The sequence below is a fragment of the Pseudomonas sp. L13 genome (assembly GCF_009935965.1).
GTDB classification, from domain to species: Bacteria; Pseudomonadota; Gammaproteobacteria; order Pseudomonadales; family Pseudomonadaceae; genus Aquipseudomonas; species Aquipseudomonas lactis.
In genome coordinates this window covers 17266-36285 of sequence record NZ_QODJ01000060.1, presented here as the reverse complement: position 1 = coordinate 36285, position 19020 = coordinate 17266, and the positions used below count along the sequence as shown (strand labels likewise).

16 protein-coding genes are annotated in these 19020 nt (G+C 61.3%); 5 read left to right on the top strand and 11 right to left on the bottom strand.

Annotated elements, in window-relative coordinates; genetic code table 11:
- Positions 1-120: 120 nt before the first annotated feature.
- Entirely contained in the window at positions 121-2457 is a 2337-nt protein-coding gene (locus DK871_RS23535) for a bifunctional diguanylate cyclase/phosphodiesterase (protein ID WP_161906819.1), read from the bottom strand.
- A 332-nt stretch (positions 2458-2789) separates the two neighbouring features.
- Between DK871_RS23535 and lon the strand changes: the two genes are divergently transcribed.
- From lon to cmoB, 5 genes are all read left to right on the top strand, one after another.
- The gene (gene lon / locus DK871_RS23530) at positions 2790-5210 is read left to right on the top strand and encodes an endopeptidase La (protein ID WP_161906818.1); all 2421 of its coding nucleotides are present in this window, start codon (positions 2790-2792) and stop codon (positions 5208-5210) included.
- 200 nt (positions 5211-5410) lie between these two features.
- On the top strand, positions 5411-5800 hold the full coding sequence (locus DK871_RS23525) for a protease inhibitor I42 family protein (protein WP_161906817.1): 390 nt from the start codon (positions 5411-5413) through the stop codon (positions 5798-5800).
- Position 5801: 1 nt separating this feature from the next.
- Positions 5802-6458 (top strand): lysoplasmalogenase, encoded by a 657-nt coding sequence (locus DK871_RS23520; RefSeq protein ID WP_161906816.1) that lies wholly within the window; start codon positions 5802-5804, stop codon positions 6456-6458.
- A 36-nt stretch (positions 6459-6494) separates the two neighbouring features.
- A complete protein-coding gene (gene cmoA / locus DK871_RS23515) occupies positions 6495-7238 on the top strand; it encodes a carboxy-S-adenosyl-L-methionine synthase CmoA (RefSeq protein WP_161906815.1) in 744 nt (247 codons plus the stop codon).
- Positions 7235-8191 (top strand): tRNA 5-methoxyuridine(34)/uridine 5-oxyacetic acid(34) synthase CmoB, encoded by a 957-nt coding sequence (gene cmoB / locus DK871_RS23510; protein ID WP_161906814.1) that lies wholly within the window; start codon positions 7235-7237, stop codon positions 8189-8191. Before cmoA ends, cmoB begins: the two co-directional genes overlap by 4 nt.
- A gap of 136 nt (positions 8192-8327) precedes the next feature.
- Here the strand turns inward: cmoB and tadA are convergent, their stop codons facing one another.
- The 10 genes from tadA to lptF form a co-directional block, all read right to left on the bottom strand.
- Positions 8328-8828: a tRNA adenosine(34) deaminase TadA gene (gene tadA, locus DK871_RS23505; RefSeq protein WP_056789910.1), complete on the bottom strand. Its 501-nt coding sequence runs from the start codon at positions 8826-8828 to the stop codon at positions 8328-8330.
- Complete coding sequence (locus DK871_RS23500) at positions 8828-10210, bottom strand: multicopper oxidase family protein (RefSeq protein WP_161906813.1); 1383 nt, start codon at positions 10208-10210, stop codon at positions 8828-8830. Before DK871_RS23500 ends, tadA begins: the two co-directional genes overlap by 1 nt.
- Positions 10211-10442: 232 nt before the next feature.
- Positions 10443-11186, bottom strand: a complete 744-nt coding sequence (gene pdxJ / locus DK871_RS23495) for a pyridoxine 5'-phosphate synthase (protein ID WP_032893404.1) — start codon at positions 11184-11186, stop codon at positions 10443-10445.
- Positions 11187-11237: 51 nt separating this feature from the next.
- Positions 11238-11927 carry a DNA repair protein RecO gene (gene recO, locus DK871_RS23490; protein ID WP_116667267.1) on the bottom strand — a complete coding sequence of 230 codons (690 nt, stop codon included), beginning with the start codon at positions 11925-11927 and terminating at the stop codon, positions 11238-11240.
- Positions 11928-12089: 162 nt separating this feature from the next.
- Positions 12090-12992, bottom strand: a complete 903-nt coding sequence (era, locus tag DK871_RS23485; RefSeq protein ID WP_161906812.1) for a GTPase Era — start codon at positions 12990-12992, stop codon at positions 12090-12092.
- On the bottom strand, positions 12985-13674 hold the full coding sequence (gene rnc / locus DK871_RS23480) for a ribonuclease III (protein WP_003188856.1): 690 nt from the start codon (positions 13672-13674) through the stop codon (positions 12985-12987). Before rnc ends, era begins: the two co-directional genes overlap by 8 nt.
- Before the next feature lie 144 nt (positions 13675-13818).
- Complete coding sequence (gene lepB / locus DK871_RS23475; RefSeq protein ID WP_003188855.1) at positions 13819-14673, bottom strand: signal peptidase I; 855 nt, start codon at positions 14671-14673, stop codon at positions 13819-13821.
- Positions 14674-14678: 5 nt separating this feature from the next.
- Complete coding sequence (gene lepA / locus DK871_RS23470) at positions 14679-16478, bottom strand: translation elongation factor 4 (RefSeq protein ID WP_003188853.1); 1800 nt, start codon at positions 16476-16478, stop codon at positions 14679-14681.
- Positions 16479-16735: 257 nt separating this feature from the next.
- Positions 16736-17815 carry an LPS export ABC transporter permease LptG gene (gene lptG / locus DK871_RS23465; protein WP_161906811.1) on the bottom strand — a complete coding sequence of 360 codons (1080 nt, stop codon included), beginning with the start codon at positions 17813-17815 and terminating at the stop codon, positions 16736-16738.
- A complete protein-coding gene (lptF, locus tag DK871_RS23460; protein ID WP_089041328.1) occupies positions 17808-18926 on the bottom strand; it encodes an LPS export ABC transporter permease LptF in 1119 nt (372 codons plus the stop codon). The genes lptG and lptF overlap by 8 nt, the downstream gene beginning before the upstream one ends.
- Positions 18927-19020 lie beyond the last annotated feature (94 nt).

Here is a 19020-nt window from a genome sequence, read left to right as displayed (position 1 = left end):
CAGGGCGGAACCCTAGGTGGCCGTTACCGCAGGAATGGATATGTACTCGGTATAACGATGTCGACTGTAAGACCGTCTTCGCAGGCAAGCCAGCTCCCACATTAGCCCGTGCCCATCCAATCAGACGGATATCCGCTCACGCCGCATCCACCGCTCGAACGCCATGGCATTGAGCGGCCGGCTGATCAGGTAGCCCTGGGCCGTGTCGCAGCTCCAGCGTTTGAGCAAGGTGAGGCTGTGTTCGAACTCCACGCCCTCGGCCACCACCTTGAGCCCCAGGCTATGACTCATCTCGATGGTGGAGCGCACGATCACGCCGTCGCCGCTGGTGCTGTCGAGGTTGCGTATAAAGGACTGGTCGATCTTCAGTTCTTGCACCGGCAGACGCTGCAATTGTGCGAGGGAGGAGTAACCAGTGCCGAAATCATCCACCGACAGGCTGATCCCGCAATTGCGCAGCTGCTCCAGCACGCTGAGGGCCTGCTGCGGGTTGTGCATGATGGCGCTCTCGGTGATTTCAAAAATCAAATGCTCGGCGTCCACGTGGTATTGGGCCAATAGCGCAGTGACGCGAATGGCCAAGTCGTCATCCGCCAAGTCGTTCACGGAAATATTCACCGACAGCTGGATAATCAGCCCACGCTGCGCCCATTCGGCAATCTGGCGGATGGCCTCCTCGATTACCCACAGCGTTAGCGCGCCCATACTGCCGGTGCGTTCGGCCAGGGGAATGAACTCCCCGGGGGACACTTGCCCCAGCGTCGGGTGTTGCCAGCGCAACAAGGCTTCAGCCTGGCTCACGTGCCCGCGGCGCAGGTCAAGCTTGGGCTGGTAGCACAGGAACAACTCGCCTTCGATCACGGCGCGGCGCAAGTCGCGAATCAGGGTGATCTGGCGTTGGTGGGCGAGGTCGCGGTCCGGTTGGTAGATCTGCAAATGCCCCGGCAGGTTGGCCGCGTCGTGCCGGGCGATGGCCGCGCGGTTGATCAACTCTTCCACCTGCTGCCCATCAGCAGGGTACGCGGCGATGCCGATGCTCACTTCATGGCGCACTTCGTCATTGCCGATGCGCAGGGGTTCGGTCAACGCCCCATGCAACTGATCGGCGCGGGCCACGGCAGAGTCGATCTCGGTGTTTTCCAGCAACAACAGAAACTCACTGCCGGCGATGCGCGCCGCAGTGTCGCTGGCCAACAGGCTGCTGGACAAGCAGCGGCTGGCCTCGCACAACATGTGCTCGACACCTTCGGGGCCAAACCCTTCGTTGATGAGCCGGTAGTTTTCAATGCCTACGTACAGCAATACCACCGGCCGCCGTGCGCTGATCGCACTGCCCAGGCGCTCCATGGCCAGGGCGCGATTGGGCAGGCCGGTGAGCGGGTCATGCAAGGCATTGTGGGCCAGTTGCCGCTCGCGCAGGGCAATGCCGCTTTGCATGGCATTGAACGCACGCGCCAGCAGGCCGAACTCGTCGTGGCTACGCACCCGCACCGGGGTGCGGTAGTCACCGGCCCCGATCCGTTCAGCGGCTTGTACCAGCGCATTGAGCGGGCGTGACACACGCCTCGCCAGGAATAACGCCACTGCCAGGGACACCAGCAGCACCGCCAGGGCAATCCCCATAAACTGCCGGTCCAGCGGCGCGAAGGATTCCAGCGCATGGTCCAGCGGGCTTTGCAGCAACACGCGCACTTCATCGCCTTCGCCGCTGTTGGCCAAGGGCAATACCTGGCTGAGCACACGCTGGCCATGGAACAGCTGGATCTTCGCCTCGGGATCGACCTGCGTGCCATGCAAGAGGCTGATAATGCTTGGGCGCCAATTGCCAGGGTGGGTGGTGAACAGCTGACCGAGATGGCCGTCCTGCACACTGAGGAACGACACCTCCAGGTTGCTCATGGAGCGCAGTTCATGGGCGAATTGCGTGTCCATGGGAAAGCCCATGACCACGCGGGCGATAGGCACAGGCCCGAGCACATCCTTTTGCACCAGCAAATAGGGGCGCCCGGCCATGGCGACGATCAACATTTGCTGGCCGCTGCGCCGCGCCTTGCGCAAGGCATCGGCATACGGGAACAACTGGCCCCGCGTCTGCACCAGCAGGGTACTGACCATGACCCTGTCATCCAGGCCCAGCACCACCACTTCGCTGGAACTGACTCCGGTGCCATGGGTCCCCAGGGCCTCCAGGATCGGCACTGTGCGGCCACCGGCCACCGCCTGCTTGAACGGCCCATCGGCGGTGAGCCAGTCCAACCCGTACTGCAAGCGCCGCCCGCGCAGGTCCAACAGGCGCTCGAACACCTGCCGCCCCGTGTTCAGCTGTACGTCGGCCTGGTTCTCCACCGCGCGAGTGGTGGCGGCCTTCACGGCAAAATAGGTGGCGGCCACGACCACCAGCAGCAACAGCGCCAGTACCCCGGCAATGCGGGTCTGAAACGTGTGGCGCCAGTGCATGGCCGCGCCCTCGGGCCGTGCTCGTCGCTCTTGGCCGTGCTTTCCTGGTGTCATACGCGTCCCTGCCGACTGCTAACCGGCGTCAAAAAAACATCCTTTTTTATGGGGAATTTTATTAAAGCAGGTTAGCTGGGAGTGGAGATAAGTAAACCCAATAAAAGCTGGGTCTAGCCGTCACATTATTGACGATCAGTTCGAAAAGCCGAGGGGTAAAGTACCTTGACTGCAACTCTCCCGTTATTTCATGCAAATTGTTGCTAACGACGCTGCCCCATTGAAACCACCGCAACCCCGCCCCATCTAACCTGCATACTTACTGATGCAGGTGCCCCATGAGCGACCAGCAAGAATTTCCAGATTACGACCTCAACGATTACGCCGACCCCGAAAACGCTGAAGCCCCCTCGTCCAATACTGGCCTGGCCCTGCCTGGGCAAAACCTGCCGGACAAGGTCTACATCATCCCGATCCACAACCGGCCGTTTTTCCCGGCCCAAGTGTTGCCGGTGATCGTCAACGAAGAACCCTGGGCCGAAACCCTGGAGCTGGTGAGCAAATCCGACCACCATTCCCTTGCGCTGTTTTTCATGGACACGCCGCCCGAAGACCCACGGCACTTCGACACCTCCGCCCTGCCGCTGTACGGCACCCTGGTGAAGGTGCACCACGCCAGCCGCGAGAACGGCAAGCTGCAGTTCGTGGCCCAGGGTCTGACCCGCGTGCGCATCAAGACCTGGCTCAAGCACCACCGCCCACCGTACCTGGTGGAGGTCGAATACCCGCACCAGCCCAGCGAGCCGACCGATGAGGTCAAGGCCTACGGCATGGCGCTGATCAATGCGATCAAGGAACTGCTGCCCCTCAACCCGCTGTACAGCGAAGAGTTGAAGAACTACCTCAACCGCTTCAGCCCCAACGACCCGTCGCCGCTCACCGACTTTGCCGCCGCCCTCACCTCGGCCACCGGTAATGAGCTGCAGGAAGTGCTGGACTGCGTGCCCATGCTCAAGCGCATGGAAAAAGTGCTGCCGATGCTGCGCAAAGAGGTAGAAGTTGCGCGCCTGCAAAAAGAACTCTCCGCCGAAGTGAACCGCAAGATCGGCGAGCACCAGCGTGAGTTCTTCCTCAAGGAACAACTCAAGGTCATCCAGCAGGAGCTGGGCCTGACCAAGGACGACCGCAGCGCCGACGTCGAACAGTTCGAACAGCGCCTGCAAGGCAAGGTGTTGCCGGCCCAGGCACAGAAGCGCATCGATGAAGAGCTGAACAAACTGTCGATCCTGGAAACCGGCTCGCCGGAATATGCCGTCACGCGCAACTACCTGGACTGGGCCACCTCGGTGCCGTGGGGCGTGTATGGCGCAGACAAACTCGACCTCAAGCACGCGCGCAAGGTGCTGGACAAGCACCATGCGGGCCTGGATGACATCAAGAGCCGCATCCTCGAATTCCTCGCCGTGGGCGCCTACAAGGGCGAAGTCGCCGGTTCCATCGTGTTGCTGGTGGGCCCGCCGGGCGTGGGCAAGACCAGTGTGGGCAAGTCCATCGCCGAATCCCTGGGGCGCCCGTTCTATCGCTTCAGTGTCGGCGGCATGCGCGACGAGGCCGAGATCAAGGGCCACCGCCGCACCTACATCGGCGCCCTGCCTGGCAAGCTGGTGCAGGCGTTGAAAGACGTGGAAGTGATGAACCCGGTGATCATGCTCGACGAGATCGACAAGATGGGCCAGAGCTTCCAGGGCGACCCGGCGTCGGCGCTGCTGGAAACCCTGGACCCGGAGCAGAACGTCGAATTCCTCGACCATTACCTGGACCTGCGCCTGGACCTGTCCAAAGTGCTGTTCGTGTGCACCGCCAACACCCTGGACTCGATCCCCGGCCCGTTGCTGGACCGCATGGAAGTGATTCGCCTGTCGGGCTATATCACCGAAGAAAAAGTCGCCATCGCCAAGCGTCACCTGTGGCCCAAGCAATTGGAAAAAGCCGGCGTGGCCAAAAACAGCCTGACCATCAGCGACGGCGCCTTGCGCGCATTGATCGATGGTTACGCGCGAGAGGCCGGCGTGCGTCAGTTGGAGAAGCAACTGGGCAAGCTGGTGCGCAAGGCGGTGGTAAAACTGCTGGATGAGCCCGACTCGGTGATCAAGATCGGCAACAAGGATCTGGAAAGCTCCCTGGGCATGCCCGTGTTCCGTAATGAGCAAGTGCTCTCCGGCACCGGCGTGATTACCGGCCTGGCCTGGACCAGCATGGGCGGCGCCACCTTGCCGATTGAAGCAACGCGCATCCACACGCTCAACCGCGGCTTCAAGCTCACCGGGCAGTTGGGTGAGGTAATGAAAGAGTCCGCCGAAATCGCCTACAGCTACATCAGTTCCAATCTGAAATCATTTGGCGGTGATGCGAAGTTCTTCGACGAAGCCTTCGTACACTTGCACGTGCCAGAAGGCGCCACCCCCAAAGACGGCCCGAGTGCCGGCGTGACCATGGCCAGTGCGTTGCTGTCCCTGGCCCGCAACCAACCGCCGAAAAAAGGCGTGGCAATGACCGGCGAACTGACGCTGACCGGGCATGTACTGCCGATCGGCGGGGTACGCGAGAAGGTGATTGCGGCGCGGCGCCAGAAGATTCACGAGTTGATCTTGCCGGAGCCCAACCGTGGCAGCTTTGAAGAGTTGCCGGACTATTTGAAGGAAGGGATGACGGTGCACTTTGCCAAGCGGTTTGCGGATGTGGCGAAGGTGCTCTTCTGACAGATCTCTAGCGCCTGGACTGGCCCTATCGCGGGCAAGCCCGGCTCCCACAGGGATCGGCGTTGTTTATGACAACGCGGGTCAAATGTGGGAGCGGGCTTGCCCGTGATGGCGCCATCCGCCATACCTCACGCCCTCTTGTCACACCTTGTCTCATCTTCGGTTATGCTCGCCCTTCGTCGTGTATAAACGGAGTCTCCATGACTGCTGCCCGCCTGCTTCTCCCCCTGAGCCTTTGCCTGCTGACTGCGTGCGCCAGCGCGCCGAAGCAAAACGTCACCGTGGACAACCAGAGCGCCTGCCCGCTCCAGCTTGAAAACGGGCAAAACCTGATCCTCACCCTGCCCAGCAACCCCACCACCGGTTACCGCTGGGCCATCCAGGACTCCGCGGGCGGCGTGTTGCGCGCCTTGAGCCCCGAGGTCTACAGCAGCAGCGAGTCCGGCGTGATCGGCGGTGGCGGCCAGTCCACCTGGCGCTTCCAGGCGTTTGCCAAAGGGCAAGGGCGTTTGCGCCTGACGTCCCAGCAACCTTGGGAGCCGGAGGCCGAACCTGTCGAAACCTTTGACTGCGCCATTACGGTGAACTGATATGCCATGGCTGATCCTTGCCTTGATGGGCGCCGGCACCTTTGTCTATGGCCTGGCGACCCACGCGACGCTGCTGTGCCTGCTGGTCAAGCCGCTGCCGGTGCTGGCGCTGCTGGGTTGGCTGCATGACGCGCCGCCCACCGAGTATCGACGCTGGATCAGCCTGGGGTTGATTTTTTCCGTGGTGGGCGACGTGTTGCTCGCCTGGCCGGGCGACTTGTTTATCTTTGGCCTGGGCGCGTTTCTGTTCGCGCATCTGGCCTATCTCAAAGCCTATTTCAGTGACTGTCGGCGCTTGGCGCTGCTGCCGCTGGTGCTGGCCCTCGGCGTTGGCGCGATCCTGCTGAGCATCCTGATCGCCCACGGCCTCGGTGAGTTGCTGATACCGGTGGTGGTTTATGCGCTGGTGATCAGCGCGATGCTCTGGCGGGCGCTGGCGCGACTGGGCAGCGAGGTGCCCAAACGTTCGGCGTGGCTGGCGGCGGCGGGTGCGCTGTCGTTTGTGGTTTCCGACGCGCTGATCGGCATCAACCGCTTTGTGCTGGCGTTCGAGGCAGCGCCCTATTTGCTGATCGCCACCTACTGGCTCGGGCAGTGGGGCATCACCGCCTCGGCTTTCCATCAGACAACCCGCGCATCCGAGGAGCAACTTGGCTAAAATGCCGGCCTTTCCCCCATCGTCGCCGGAACAGCCGTGAGCAAAGAACCCGATCGCCTATTCGCCCAGCCCCTGCCCCAGGTGCCGGACTTCGCCTTTAACGAGGATGTGGTGCGGGTGTTCCCGGACATGATCAAGCGCTCGGTGCCGGGTTACCCCACCATCGTCGAGAACCTCGGCGTGCTGGCCGCGCAATTTGCCCAACCAGGTAGCGTGCTGTATGACCTGGGCTCTTCCCTGGGTGCTGTGACCCAAGCCCTGCGTCGCCATGTACGTACCGAAGGTTGCCGGGTGATCGCTGTGGATAACTCGGCCGCGATGGTCGAGCGCTGCCGCGAATACCTCAATGGCCAGGACTCGATGTTCCAGGAGTTGCTGCCCGTGGAGGTGATCGAGGGCGATATCCTCGCCTTGCAATTCCAGCCGGCCTCGGTGGTGGCGCTGAACTTCACCCTGCAATTTATCGCCCCCGAGGAGCGCCTGGCGTTGCTGGGGCGCATTCGCCAAGCGCTGCTGCCGGGCGGGGCGTTAATCCTCTCGGAAAAGCTGCGCTTTAACGATGTTGAAGAACACGCGCTGCTGACCGACCTGCATATCGCCTTCAAGCGCGCCAACGGCTACAGCGAACTGGAAATCGCCCAGAAGCGCAGCGCCATCGAAAACGTCATGAAGCCCGACAGCCTCGAAGAACACCGCGAACGCCTGCTGGCGGCCGGGTTCTCGAAAGTCGTGCCGTGGTTCCAGTGTCTTAACTTTGCCTCGTTGATTGCCTTGCCATGATTGATTTGTCCCCCCTCGCCCGCCATCTGGTCGGCACTCCCCTGGCCGTGTGGGCCCAGGGCCTGCAAGCGCAGCTCGATAGCAAGATGGAAAAGGGCCATGGCGACCTGGAACGCTGGCAGAGTGCGTTGGACGCACTGCCGAAGATCCAGCCCAGCGAAGTCGACCTGTTGAACGGCCTGGTGCTGGACACCGATTGCGACGACGCCACCCGCGCGCAGATGCACACGACGCTGATGGGCCTGAGCCCCTGGCGCAAAGGCCCGTTCCATCTGTTCGGCGTGCATGTGGACACCGAGTGGCGTTCGGACTGGAAATGGTCGCGGGTCGCGCCGCACCTGAACCTCCAAGGCAAGCGCATCCTCGATGTGGGCTGCGGCAACGGCTACTACATGTGGCGCATGCTCGGCGCCGGGGCCGACAGCGTGATTGGCGTGGACCCCAACTGGCTGTTCTTCTGCCAGTTCCAGGCGGTGCAGCGTTACCTGTCCGAGCCCAAGGCCTGGCACTTGCCGTTCCCGTTCGAAGACTTGCCGGCGAACCTGGAAGGCTTTGACACCGTGTTTTCCATGGGCGTGTTCTACCACCGCCGCTCGCCCATCGAGCATTTGCTGGCGCTGAAGGACACCCTGGTCAAGGGCGGCGAGTTGGTGTTGGAAACATTGGTTGTGGAGGGCGATCAACAGCAGGTGCTGGTGCCGGAAGACCGTTATGCACAGATGCGCAATGTGTGGTTCCTGCCGTCGGTGCCGGCGTTGATGCTGTGGCTGCGCCGGGCCGGGTTCAGTGATGTGCGGTGCGTGGATGTGAGCGTGACCACGGTTGAGGAACAGCGTGGGACGCAGTGGATGAAGTATCAGTCGCTCAGTGACTTCCTCGACCCCGAAGATCACAGCAAGACCATCGAAGGGCTGCCGGCGCCGATGCGAGCGGTGATCATCGCGCGCAAATGACCCCACCCTCTTCCTGAAAAAAATGGAGATCAAAGGTGGGAGCTGGCTTGCCTGCGATAGCGGTGGGTCAGTCAATATTGGGCTGACTGACAGATTGCTATCGCAGGCAAGCCAGCTCCCACAGTGTTTCTCAGTGTTAGTTAGACGGTGGCTTGGCTCGGCGAGCTTTGAAGAACTCGCTGAGGACAGCCCCACACTCCTCTGCCAACACCCCGCCTTCAAACAACACCCGATGGTTAAGAAAACCCTGGGTGAAAAACTGCCCCTGGCTCTGCACAATCCCGGCCTTGGGTTCCAACGCGCCATACACCACCCGCGCCACCCGCGAATGCACGATCAGCCCGGCACACATGCTGCACGGTTCCAGCGTCACGTACAGCGTGCTGCCCACCAGCCGATAGTTGCTGATCGCTTGCGCAGCGGCGCGGATCGCGACCATTTCGGCATGGGCGCTGGGGTCGTTGCCGCTGATGGGGCAGTTGAAGCCGCGGCCGATGATTTCACCGTCCTGCACCAGCACGGCGCCCACCGGCACCTCGCCCAATGCGGCGCCCTGGGCGGCGAGCGCCAGGGCTTCGCGCATAAAGTCCTGGTCGCGGCTGCGGTCGATAATCGCGGCAGGGCGAATCTGGCGCATCACGCCACCTCGATGGCGGCCATCAGGCCGGTTTCCATGTGGTCGATCACATGGCAATGGAACATCCACACCCCGGGGTTATCCGCCACCAAGGCCACGCGGGCGCGTTCGTTCTTGCCCAGCAGGTAGGTGTCGGTGAAATACGGGATCACCTTGTGGCGGTTGGACGCGAGCACCTTGAAGCTCATGCCGTGCAGGTGGATCGGGTGCTGATACTGGGTCATGTTCTTCAATTCGAAAATGTAGCTCTTGCCCTTTTCCAGCTTGGCAATCGGGCGGTCGGCGCAGGTCTTGTCGGTGATGTCCCAGGCCTGGCCGTTGATCTGCCACAGGCTCGGCGGCTTGCCGTTCTCGACGTTGACCGACACCGAGCCGACCCATTCGAAATTAAAGTTGAGCTTCTCGGCATTGGCCAGGTCTGGCTCGGCGACCGGGTTGGCCGGCAATGCCTTTGGCCACACGGTAGGCGCGTCGGTATTGGCGACCGAGCGGAAGGTGCCAAGGCGCACCGGGCCGTTGCGCAGCGACAGCTCTTCGCCCGCCGGGGGCGCCTTGATCGCCAGGCAAATGCGCATGCCCGGGCCCAGCCAATATTCCTTGCCCAGCGGGCGCGGCTCGATGGGGTTGCCGTCCAGTGCGTAGATCTGCGCTTCGACGTCGGGGATATTGAGGCGATAGGTCAGCGTGTTATCAAGGTTGAGCAGGCGCACACGGGTGATTTGCCCGGCAGGCAGGTCGATGACCGCCTGGGGCACGCCGTTGATGGTCGACAGGCGCCCGGCCGTGCCGCCACGTGCCGCTTCACGGGGGATGCTGAACTCGACAAACTCGCCCTGTTCGTCGATGTGCCAGTTCTTCAGGCTCAAGGTGCGTTCGTACTTGAAGCCGGTGGGTTCGCGTTCTTCCACGATCAACGGGCCGACCAGGCCACGGCCGAGTTCTTCGCTGCTGCTGACATGGGGGTGGTACCAGTAACTGCCGGCATCGGGCACGCGGAATTTGTAGTCGAAATATTCGCCAGGCAGCACCGGCAATTGCGAGACGTAGGGCACGCCGTCCATTTCCAGCGGCAGGCGGATGCCGTGCCAGTGGATGGTGGTGGCGACTGGCAGGTGATTGATAAAGCGTACCCGCAGCCACTCGCCCTGGCGCACCCGCAACTCGGTGCCCGGCGCCGATGGGCCGAACGCCCAGGCCTGTGTCTTGTGCCCTGGTACCAACTCTACGTCCAGGGGTGCGGCGATCAGCTCGTAATCGTGCCCGGCCTCGGACTCAGCGACTTTCCCCAGCCAGTAGCGGTAACCACCACCGGCACCGACGCCTACTACGGCCAGGCCAGCAAGACCACCCAGGATTTGTCGACGGGAAAAGGATCGGGACACAACAACCTCGCGTATCTGCCGCAGGCCAAGGGCCCGCAAAGGGCAGATACGATACACCTGCGGGGCCTAAACAGTAAGGGTTCGCATTGCCGCACAGATGAAACATGGCTCAAACAACCTGTAGGAGCGAGCTTGCTCGCGAAAGACCTGAGAACAACGCGGGGAGCCAGACTCCCCGCGTCATCGTTAACGACCTTCGCGAGCAAGCTCGCTCCTACAGGTTAATGTGCGATCAGGGCTTGGCAGCGGCCAGGATCAGGGCTTTCATCTCGGCCACCGCGCCTTTGAAACCGACGAACAACGCGTGCGCCACCAGGGCATGGCCGATGTTCAGTTCGTTGATACCTTTGATCGCGGCCACGGCTTCGACGTTGTGATAGTGCAGGCCATGGCCGGCGTTGACGATCAAGCCTTCGTTGAGCCCGCAGTTCACGCCGTCGATGATGCGTTGCAACTCATCGGCCACTTCGGTCGGCGTGGTGGCATCGGCATAACGGCCAGTGTGCAGTTCGATGGCCGGCGCGCCGACACGGCGAGAGGCTTCGATCTGGCGTTCGTCGGCGTCGATAAACAGCGAGACTTCACTGCCGATCCGCGACAGGCGCTCCACCGCAGCCTTGATCCGCGCTTCCTGGCCGGCGACATCGAGGCCGCCTTCGGTGGTCAGTTCCTGGCGGGTTTCCGGTACCAGGCAGATATGCGCCGGACGGATGCGCTCGGCGAACGCCATCATTTCTTCGGTGACGCCCATTTCGAAGTTCATGCGGGTTTGCAGCACGTCCTTGAGCAGCAGCACGTCGCGCTCCTGGATGTGGCGGCGGTCTTCGCGCAGGTGCACGGTGATGCCGTCGGCGCCCGCTTCTTCGGCGTCCAGCGCGGCCTTGACCGGGTCAGGGTAACGGGTGCCCCGGGCCTGGCGCAGGGTGGCGACGTGGTCGATGTTGACGCCAAGAAGAATGCGATTGCTGGTGGTCACGGAAGCGCTCCTGAAAAGGGAAAGAATCGGTGCACAGCATACACGGGGATGTCAGGGCTTTCGAAACAACTCGCGACTGACCAGTGGCCGTCCGCCCAGATGCACGGCCAGGGCCTGGCGCATCAGGCGCTTGGCAGCAGACAGCGCACCGGGTGCGTGCCAGTCGGCTTCGCTCATGGCCAACAGCTCGGTGCCCTGGAACAGGCCGGGTTGCAGCAGGTACACACGTTCAAGCCCCGCATCGACTTGCAGGCGATACATACCATCGGCGGCAATGGGCTCGCCGTGCAGGTCGTTGGCCAATTCGAAGCCATAGCCAAGGTCGTCGAGCAGGCGCCATTCGAAAGCGCGTAGCAGCGGTTCCAGCGGACGGCCTTCAGCGAGGGCCAGCAAGGTGGCAGCGTAGTGATCGAAAACCGCCGGGTGCGGGTCTTCGGCGGGCAACAGGCGGATCAGCAGTTCATTGAGGTAAAGGCCGCTGAACAGCGCATCGCCGTTAAGCCAGGCCGAGGTGCCAACGCTTTCCAGGCGGCCGACGTTTTTCAATTCGCCCTTGCCGCGAAACTCCACGTCCAGCGCCACGAATGGCCGCGCCAACGTGCCCGCCTTGCCCCGCGCGCTGCGCAATACCGCGCGCAGGCGGCCTTGAGGCGTGAGGAAGTCCACCAGCGCACTGGTTTCGCGGTAGGCGCGGCTGTGCAGGACGTAGGCGAGTTGGCTGGGGGGTGGGGATTGGGACATGGCAGGCTCGCTGAGGGAACACCGTCTTCAAGGCGATGATAATCACTGTAGGAGCGAGCTTGCTCGCGAAGAACTTGAGGACAACGCGTTTACTCAGAATAAACACATCATCGTTGACGTTTTTCGCGAGCAAGCTCGCTCCTACAGTGGGCGCGCCGCAGTTTAGAGGTCGCCGTAGCCCAGGGAGCGCAACGCACGCTCATCATCGGACCAGCCGCCCTTCACCTTCACCCACAGGTTGAGCATGATCTTGGAGTCGAACAGCAACTCCATGTCCTTGCGCGCTTCGGTGCCGATGCGCTTGATGCGCTCGCCCTTGTCGCCAATGATGATTTTCTTCTGGCCGTCACGTTCCACGAGGATCAGCGCATGGATATGCAAGGTCTTGCCCTGCTGCTTGAACTCTTCGATTTCGACGGTGATCTGGTACGGCAGCTCGGCACCCATCTGGCGCATGATTTTCTCGCGCACCAGTTCGGCGGCGAGGAAGCGGCTGCTGCGGTCGGTGATCTGGTCTTCCGGGAAGAAATGCTCGTTCTCCGGCAGGTGCTCGGCGATCACGCGCTCCAGGGCGTCGAGGTTGTGGCCGTGCTGGGCCGAGATCGGGATGATCTGGGCGTTCGGCAGTTGTTCCTGCAGCCAGCTCAGGTGCGGCATTAGCTCGGCTTTGTCTTCGATGCGGTCGGTCTTGTTCAGCGCGACGATCAACGGGCCGGTCACGTACTGCACACGCTCAAGGACCATCTGGTCTTCGTCGGTCCACTTGGTGCGGTCGACCACGAAGATCACCACGTCGACGTCTTTCAACGCGGCCGAGGCGGTCTTGTTCATGTAGCGGTTCAGGGCTTTCTCGCCACCTTTGTGCATGCCCGGGGTATCGACATACACCGCTTGCACGTGGCCTTCGGTCTTGATGCCCAGCATGTTGTGGCGAGTGGTCTGGGGCTTGCGCGAGGTGATCGCGAGCTTCTGGCCGAGGATGTGGTTGAGCAGCGTGGACTTGCCCACGTTCGGGCGGCCGACGATGGCAACATAGCCACAGCGTGTTGCGGTTGAATCAGTCATGGCCATTCTCCACGCCCAGGGCAATCAGTGCTGCAGCGGCCGCTACCTGTTCGGCAATGCGACGGCTCACACCCTGACCTCGGCTTTTTTCGTTCAATAAGGTGATTTCACATTCCACGAAGAACACCCGGCAATGGGGTTCGCCCTGGATATCCACCACTTCGTAGCGTGGCAGTTCGCAACCGCGGGACTGCAGGTATTCCTGCAGGCGGGTCTTGGGATCCTTGTTGGTGTCGACCAGTGTCAGGCTTTCGATTTCAGAAGCCAGCCAGGCGACCACGCGCTCCTTGGCTGTCTCCATGCCTGCATCAAGGTAGATCGCACCGATCAAGGCTTCCAGGGCATCAGCCAGGATTGATTCGCGACGGAAACCACCGCTTTTCAGCTCACCGGAACCCAGCCGCAGGTATTCGCCCAGGCCGAAGCCTCGGGCCAGCACAGCCAGGGTCTCGCCTTTCACAAGGCGTGCGCGCAGGCGCGAAAGCTGGCCTTCTCGCGCTTGGGGGAAGCGCTCGAACAGCGCCTCGCCGGCGGCGAAATTGAGGATAGCGTCACCGAGGAATTCCAGGCGCTCGTTATTGCGCCCTGCAAAGCTGCGGTGTGTGAGGGCAAGGACCATCAATTCCTGGTCCTTGAAGGTGTAGCCGAGCTGACGCTCGAGACGACTTAGAGAAACGGTCACGGTTTATCCATATCTAGTTGATGGCACCGGCGGCCATCGACGATTGACGCAGTGTTCAAATTCAAATTCTGATGGGTACCGGGCATCGGAAAATGTCCAAGCCCCAGAAAAGCATTCGGCGCTGTGTTCACAGCGCCGCTTGTATTACTTGATCAGCCCGACCCGCGAGAAGTTCGGCAGGTGGCTGAGCTTGGGTTCCGGCCAACTCATCCAGACCGCGAAGGCTTTGCCGACAATGTTCTCGTCGGGCACCATGCCCAGCAGGTCCTTGGGAATGTTGGGGTCATCCCAATAGCGGCTGTCGTTGGAGTTGTCGCGGTTGTCGCCCATCATGAAGTAGTGCCCGGCCGGCACTTTCCACTGGCCATCGGGCATCGCACGGTAGCGGCTCATTTCCTTGCGGATCTGGTGCTCCACCGCGCCGAGTTTTTCCTGGTACAGCTCGGCGCTGCCCAAGGTGTTCGGCTCGGCGCCCAACAGTTTCTCGGCCACCGACTCACCGTTAATGAACAGGCGCTTGTCGCTGGTGTAGCGCACCACGTCGCCCGGCAGGCCGACCACACGCTTGATGTAGTTGACGTTCGGGTCGCTTGGGTAGCGGAACACCATCACATCGCCGCGCTGCGGGTCACCCACGGGGATGACTTTCTTGTCGATCACCGGCAGGCGAATGCCGTAGGAAAACTTGTTCACCAGGATGAAGTCACCCACGTCCAGGGTTGGTTTCATCGACCCCGAAGGGATCTGGAACGGCTCTACCAGAAACGAGCGCAGCACCAGCACGATGAACAACACCGGAAAGAACGACTTGCCGTACTCAACCAGCAAGGGCTCTTTGTTCAGCTTCTCGACCACCACCGCATCGGGCTGGCTGACGCTGCCCTGATAGGAAGCGATGGCCGCCCGACGACGCGGGGCGAAGAACACCAGATCGAGCAACGCCAGGAGACCACAGACGGCAACGGCAATGACCAGCAACAGCGGGAAATTTAGTGACATAGGACCTAACTATCCAACCTGAGCACCGCAAGGAAGGCTTCTTGTGGAACTTCCACGTTGCCTACCTGCTTCATGCGTTTTTTACCGGCCTTTTGCTTCTCAAGCAGCTTGCGCTTACGGCTTACGTCACCGCCGTAGCATTTGGCCAGTACGTTCTTTCTGAGAGCCTTGACGGAAGTCCGTGCAATGATCTGCCCGCCAATGGCGGCCTGGATCGCGACGTCGAACATCTGGCGCGGAATCAGTTCTTTCATCTTCTCGGTCAGTTGGCGACCTTTGTAGTGCGCGTTGTCCTTGTGCACGATCAGTGCCAAGGCATCTACCTTGTCGCCGTTGATCAGCACATCCAGTTTCACCAGATTAGCCGATTGGTAACGATCGAAATGGTAGTCCAGCGAAGCATAGCCGCGACTGGTGGACTTGAGGCGGTCGAAGAAGTCCAGGACCACTTCGTTCATCGGCATATCGTAGGTCACTTGTACCTGGGTACCGAGGAACAGCATGTCGCGCTGTACGCCACGCTTTTCGATGCACAGGGTAATGACGTTGCCCAAGTGTTCCTGCGGTACCAGGATATTGGCCCGCACGATCGGCTCGCGCATGTCTTCGATGGCTGACAGATCCGGGAGCTTGGACGGGTTGTCGACGTAAATCGTTTCACCGGTTTTGAGCAGCAACTCAAAAATAACGGTTGGCGCGGTGGTGATCAGGTCCAGGTCGTATTCGCGCTCAAGGCGCTCCTGGATGATCTCCATGTGCAGCATGCCCAGGAACCCGCAACGGAAGCCAAAGCCCAGGGCGTCGGAGCTTTCCGGGGTGTACTGCAACGACGAGTCGTTGAGGGTCAGTTTTTGCAGGGCTTCGCGGAAGTCTTCGAAGTCGTCGGAGCTGACCGGGAACAGGCCGGCGTAGACCTGTGGCTGAATGCGCTTGAAGCCGGGCAGCACGTCGACGTCTGGCGTGGAGCTCAAGGTCAGCGTGTCACCCACTGGCGCACCGTGAATGTCCTTGATACCGGCGATGATGAAGCCGACTTCACCGGCTTTCAGATCAACGGTAGCGGTGTGCTTGGGGTTGAATACACCGACGCTGTCCACCAGGTGGATCTTGCCGGTGGACTTGACCAGGATCTTGTCGCCCTTCTTCACACGGCCATGACGCACACGGACCAGGGAAACAACGCCCAGGTAGTTGTCGAACCAGGAGTCGATGATCAACGCTTGCAGCGGATCTTCGTAGTTGCCGGTCGGCGCGGGAATGGTGTGCACCAGGCGTTCGAGCACTTCGTCGACACCCAGGCCGGTCTTGGCGCTGCAGGTGACGGCGTCGGTGGCGTCGATGCCGATGATCTTCTCGATCTCTTCCTTGACGCGCTCGGGCTCGGCCTGGGGCAGGTCGATCTTGTTGAGCACGGGCATGACTTCCAGGCCTTGCTCGATCGCGGTGTAGCAGTTGGCAACCGACTGTGCCTCGACGCCCTGGCCGGCATCGACCACCAGCAACGCACCTTCACAGGCCGCCAGCGAGCGGCTGACTTCGTAGGTGAAGTCAACGTGGCCAGGGGTGTCAATGAAGTTCAGTTGGTAAGTGATGCCGTCTTTGGCCTTGTAGTACAGCGTGACGCTGTGGGCCTTGATGGTGATCCCGCGCTCGCGTTCGAGGTCCATGGAATCCAGTACCTGGGCTTCCATTTCACGCTCGGCAAGGCCGCCGCACATCTGGATAAATCGATCGGCCAGCGTCGACTTGCCATGGTCAATGTGGGCGATGATGGAGAAATTGCGGATATGACTCAAATCACTCACGGATCAACACTCAAAAAGGCTGCAGGCAGATTGCCCGCTGAAAAATAGCCGGGAATTGTACCTGATGCTCAGGCCAGACGTCATCTTTGCTGACCAATACAAAAAAGCCCCACTTTAATGGGGCTTAAAACTGTAGGAGCGAGCTTGCTCGCGAAAATCGCCAACGATAACGCGCTTATCCTGGATAAACGCGGCGTTTCGCAGATTTTCGCGAGCAAGCTCGCTCCTACAGTGAGTGGCATTATGCGAGCGCGGCTTCAACCCGCCCGGCGCAGCAGCCAGAACCCGGCCACGGCGCAAATGCCCGTGGGCACCAGCACCGCAAACAGCGGCGAAAAACCGAATACCAGGCTCGACGGCCCAAGCAAGTCCTGGGCGATGCGGAAGGTGAAGCCCACCAGCACACCGGTAAATACCCGCTGGCCCAGGGTCACGGAACGCAATGGCCCGAAAATGAAGGAGATCGCCATCAACACCAAGGCCGCGGTAACCACCGGTTGCAATACCTTTACCCAGAACGCCAGCCAGTAGCGGCCATTGTTCAGACCCTGCTCCTTGAGATAGTGGATATAGCTCCACAAACCGGAGATAGGCAGCGCTTCCGGCACCATGACCACGGTGTTGAGCAATTCCGGCTTCAGGGCGATATCCCACTGCTCAGTCGGCACATTGACCACTTCGGTGCTGGACTGGGTGCCCTGGCCCACGTTACGGAAGTGCGTGGTGGTGACGTCGCTCAGTTGCCATTGCTCGCCACTGTACTGCGCGCGCTTGGCGAAGCTGGACGACAACATGTGCCGTTCTTTGTCGAAGGTGTAGCGGGTTACCCCGATCAACAGGCCACCCGGTTGCACGGCGTTGATGTGGATGAACTCGTCACCCTGGCGGTGCCACAGGCCGTGCTTGGCGCTTTGCGCATCGCCCGAACCCTGGGCCAGGGCGCGATTGGCCTGGGCGGTAGCTTCGGCCGGTGGCGCCACGTATTCACCGATCAGCACGCTGCACGCCATCAGCAGCAGCATCGGCTTCATCACCGCCCAGACGATACGGCCGATGGAAACCCCGGCGGCGCGCATGATGGTCAGCTCGCTGTTGCTGGCCAGGGTGCCTAGGCCGATCAGGCAGCCAATCAGCGCGGCCATTGGCATCATGTCGTAGAGGCGACGCGGCGCGGTCAGTGCCACGTAGCTCAGCACGTCCGTGACCGTGTAGGTATCGGTGACGTTGCCCACTTCATCAATGAAGGCGAACAGCAAGGCCAGGCCAAGGATGATGCCCAGTACCGCCAGGATAGCGATCAGTACGCTAATGCCGATGTAGCGATCAAGCTTAGCCACGAGCCAACTCCTTCAGGCCACGACGGCTCTTCATTTTCAAACGGATAGGTTCCCAATAGAGCAGCCCCAGGCCGATCATCAGGAAAACCCCGTGTACCCACCACAGGCCCAAGGCCGGTGGCAACTTGCCCTTCTCCAGGGAGCCACGGGCGGAAATCAGGATGGTCAGGTAGGCCATGTACAGCAGGATCGCCGGCAGCAACTTGAGGAAACGCCCTTGGCGCGGGTTGACGCGCGACAGCGGCACGGCCATCAGGGTCACGATAAACACCAGCAGCGGCAGGGACAGGCGCCATTGCAACTCGGCGATGGAGCGCAACTCCGGGCTGCCGAACAGCGATGAAGTGGGCAGTGCGTCGCGGTCGGTCACCTCGTCACTGATCTCGGCCTTGGGCAGCATGACGCCATAGGTGTCGTACTTGATCGCCCGATAATCCGCCAGGCCAGGGCTGCCGTCGTAGCGGTAGCCGTTTTCCAGGATCAGGTAGCGATTGCCATCGGGACGGATTTCCTGGCGACCGCTGTCGGCCACCAGAATCGAAATACCTCGGTCCTTCTGGTTCTGACCGAGGTTCTTCTGGGAGATGAACACGCCGCCAAGGTTGGAGCGGTCGTCGGTCATGGTTTCGGTGTAGGTCACCCGCGAACCGTCGCTGAGCGACTGGAAGCGACCGGGCTCGAGAGTGTCGAACTCAGTCATCGCATCCTGCTTGTTCAGCAGCAACTGGAACTGCATGGCCCCCTGGGGCGCCAGGCTCATGCTCAACCAGGCCACTATCAGAGCAACACCGGCGGCAGGCACCATGGTCATGGCCAGCAGGCGCTGCTGGCTCATGCCGGTGGCCGACAGCACAGTCATCTCACTTTCCAGGTACAGCCGGCCATAGGCCAGCAATATGCCGAGAAACAGGCCCAGCGGCAGGATCAACTGGAGCATGCCGGGCATCCGGTAGCCCATGATCAGGAACAGTGAACCCGGATCCAGGGCGCCAGCGGCGGCTTGGGCCAGGAACTTGACGAAACGACCACTCATGATGATGACCAGCAACACCGCACTTACGGCACTCAGGGTCAACAGGACTTCGCGGGACAGATAACGGAAGACAATCAAACCAGACACTCCAGGGTTGTCAGGCTAAGGCGGCCAAACAAGCAAGCATACCGAGTCGACCCGTTTACCACGGGCCGGCTAAAAAGATGGCGCA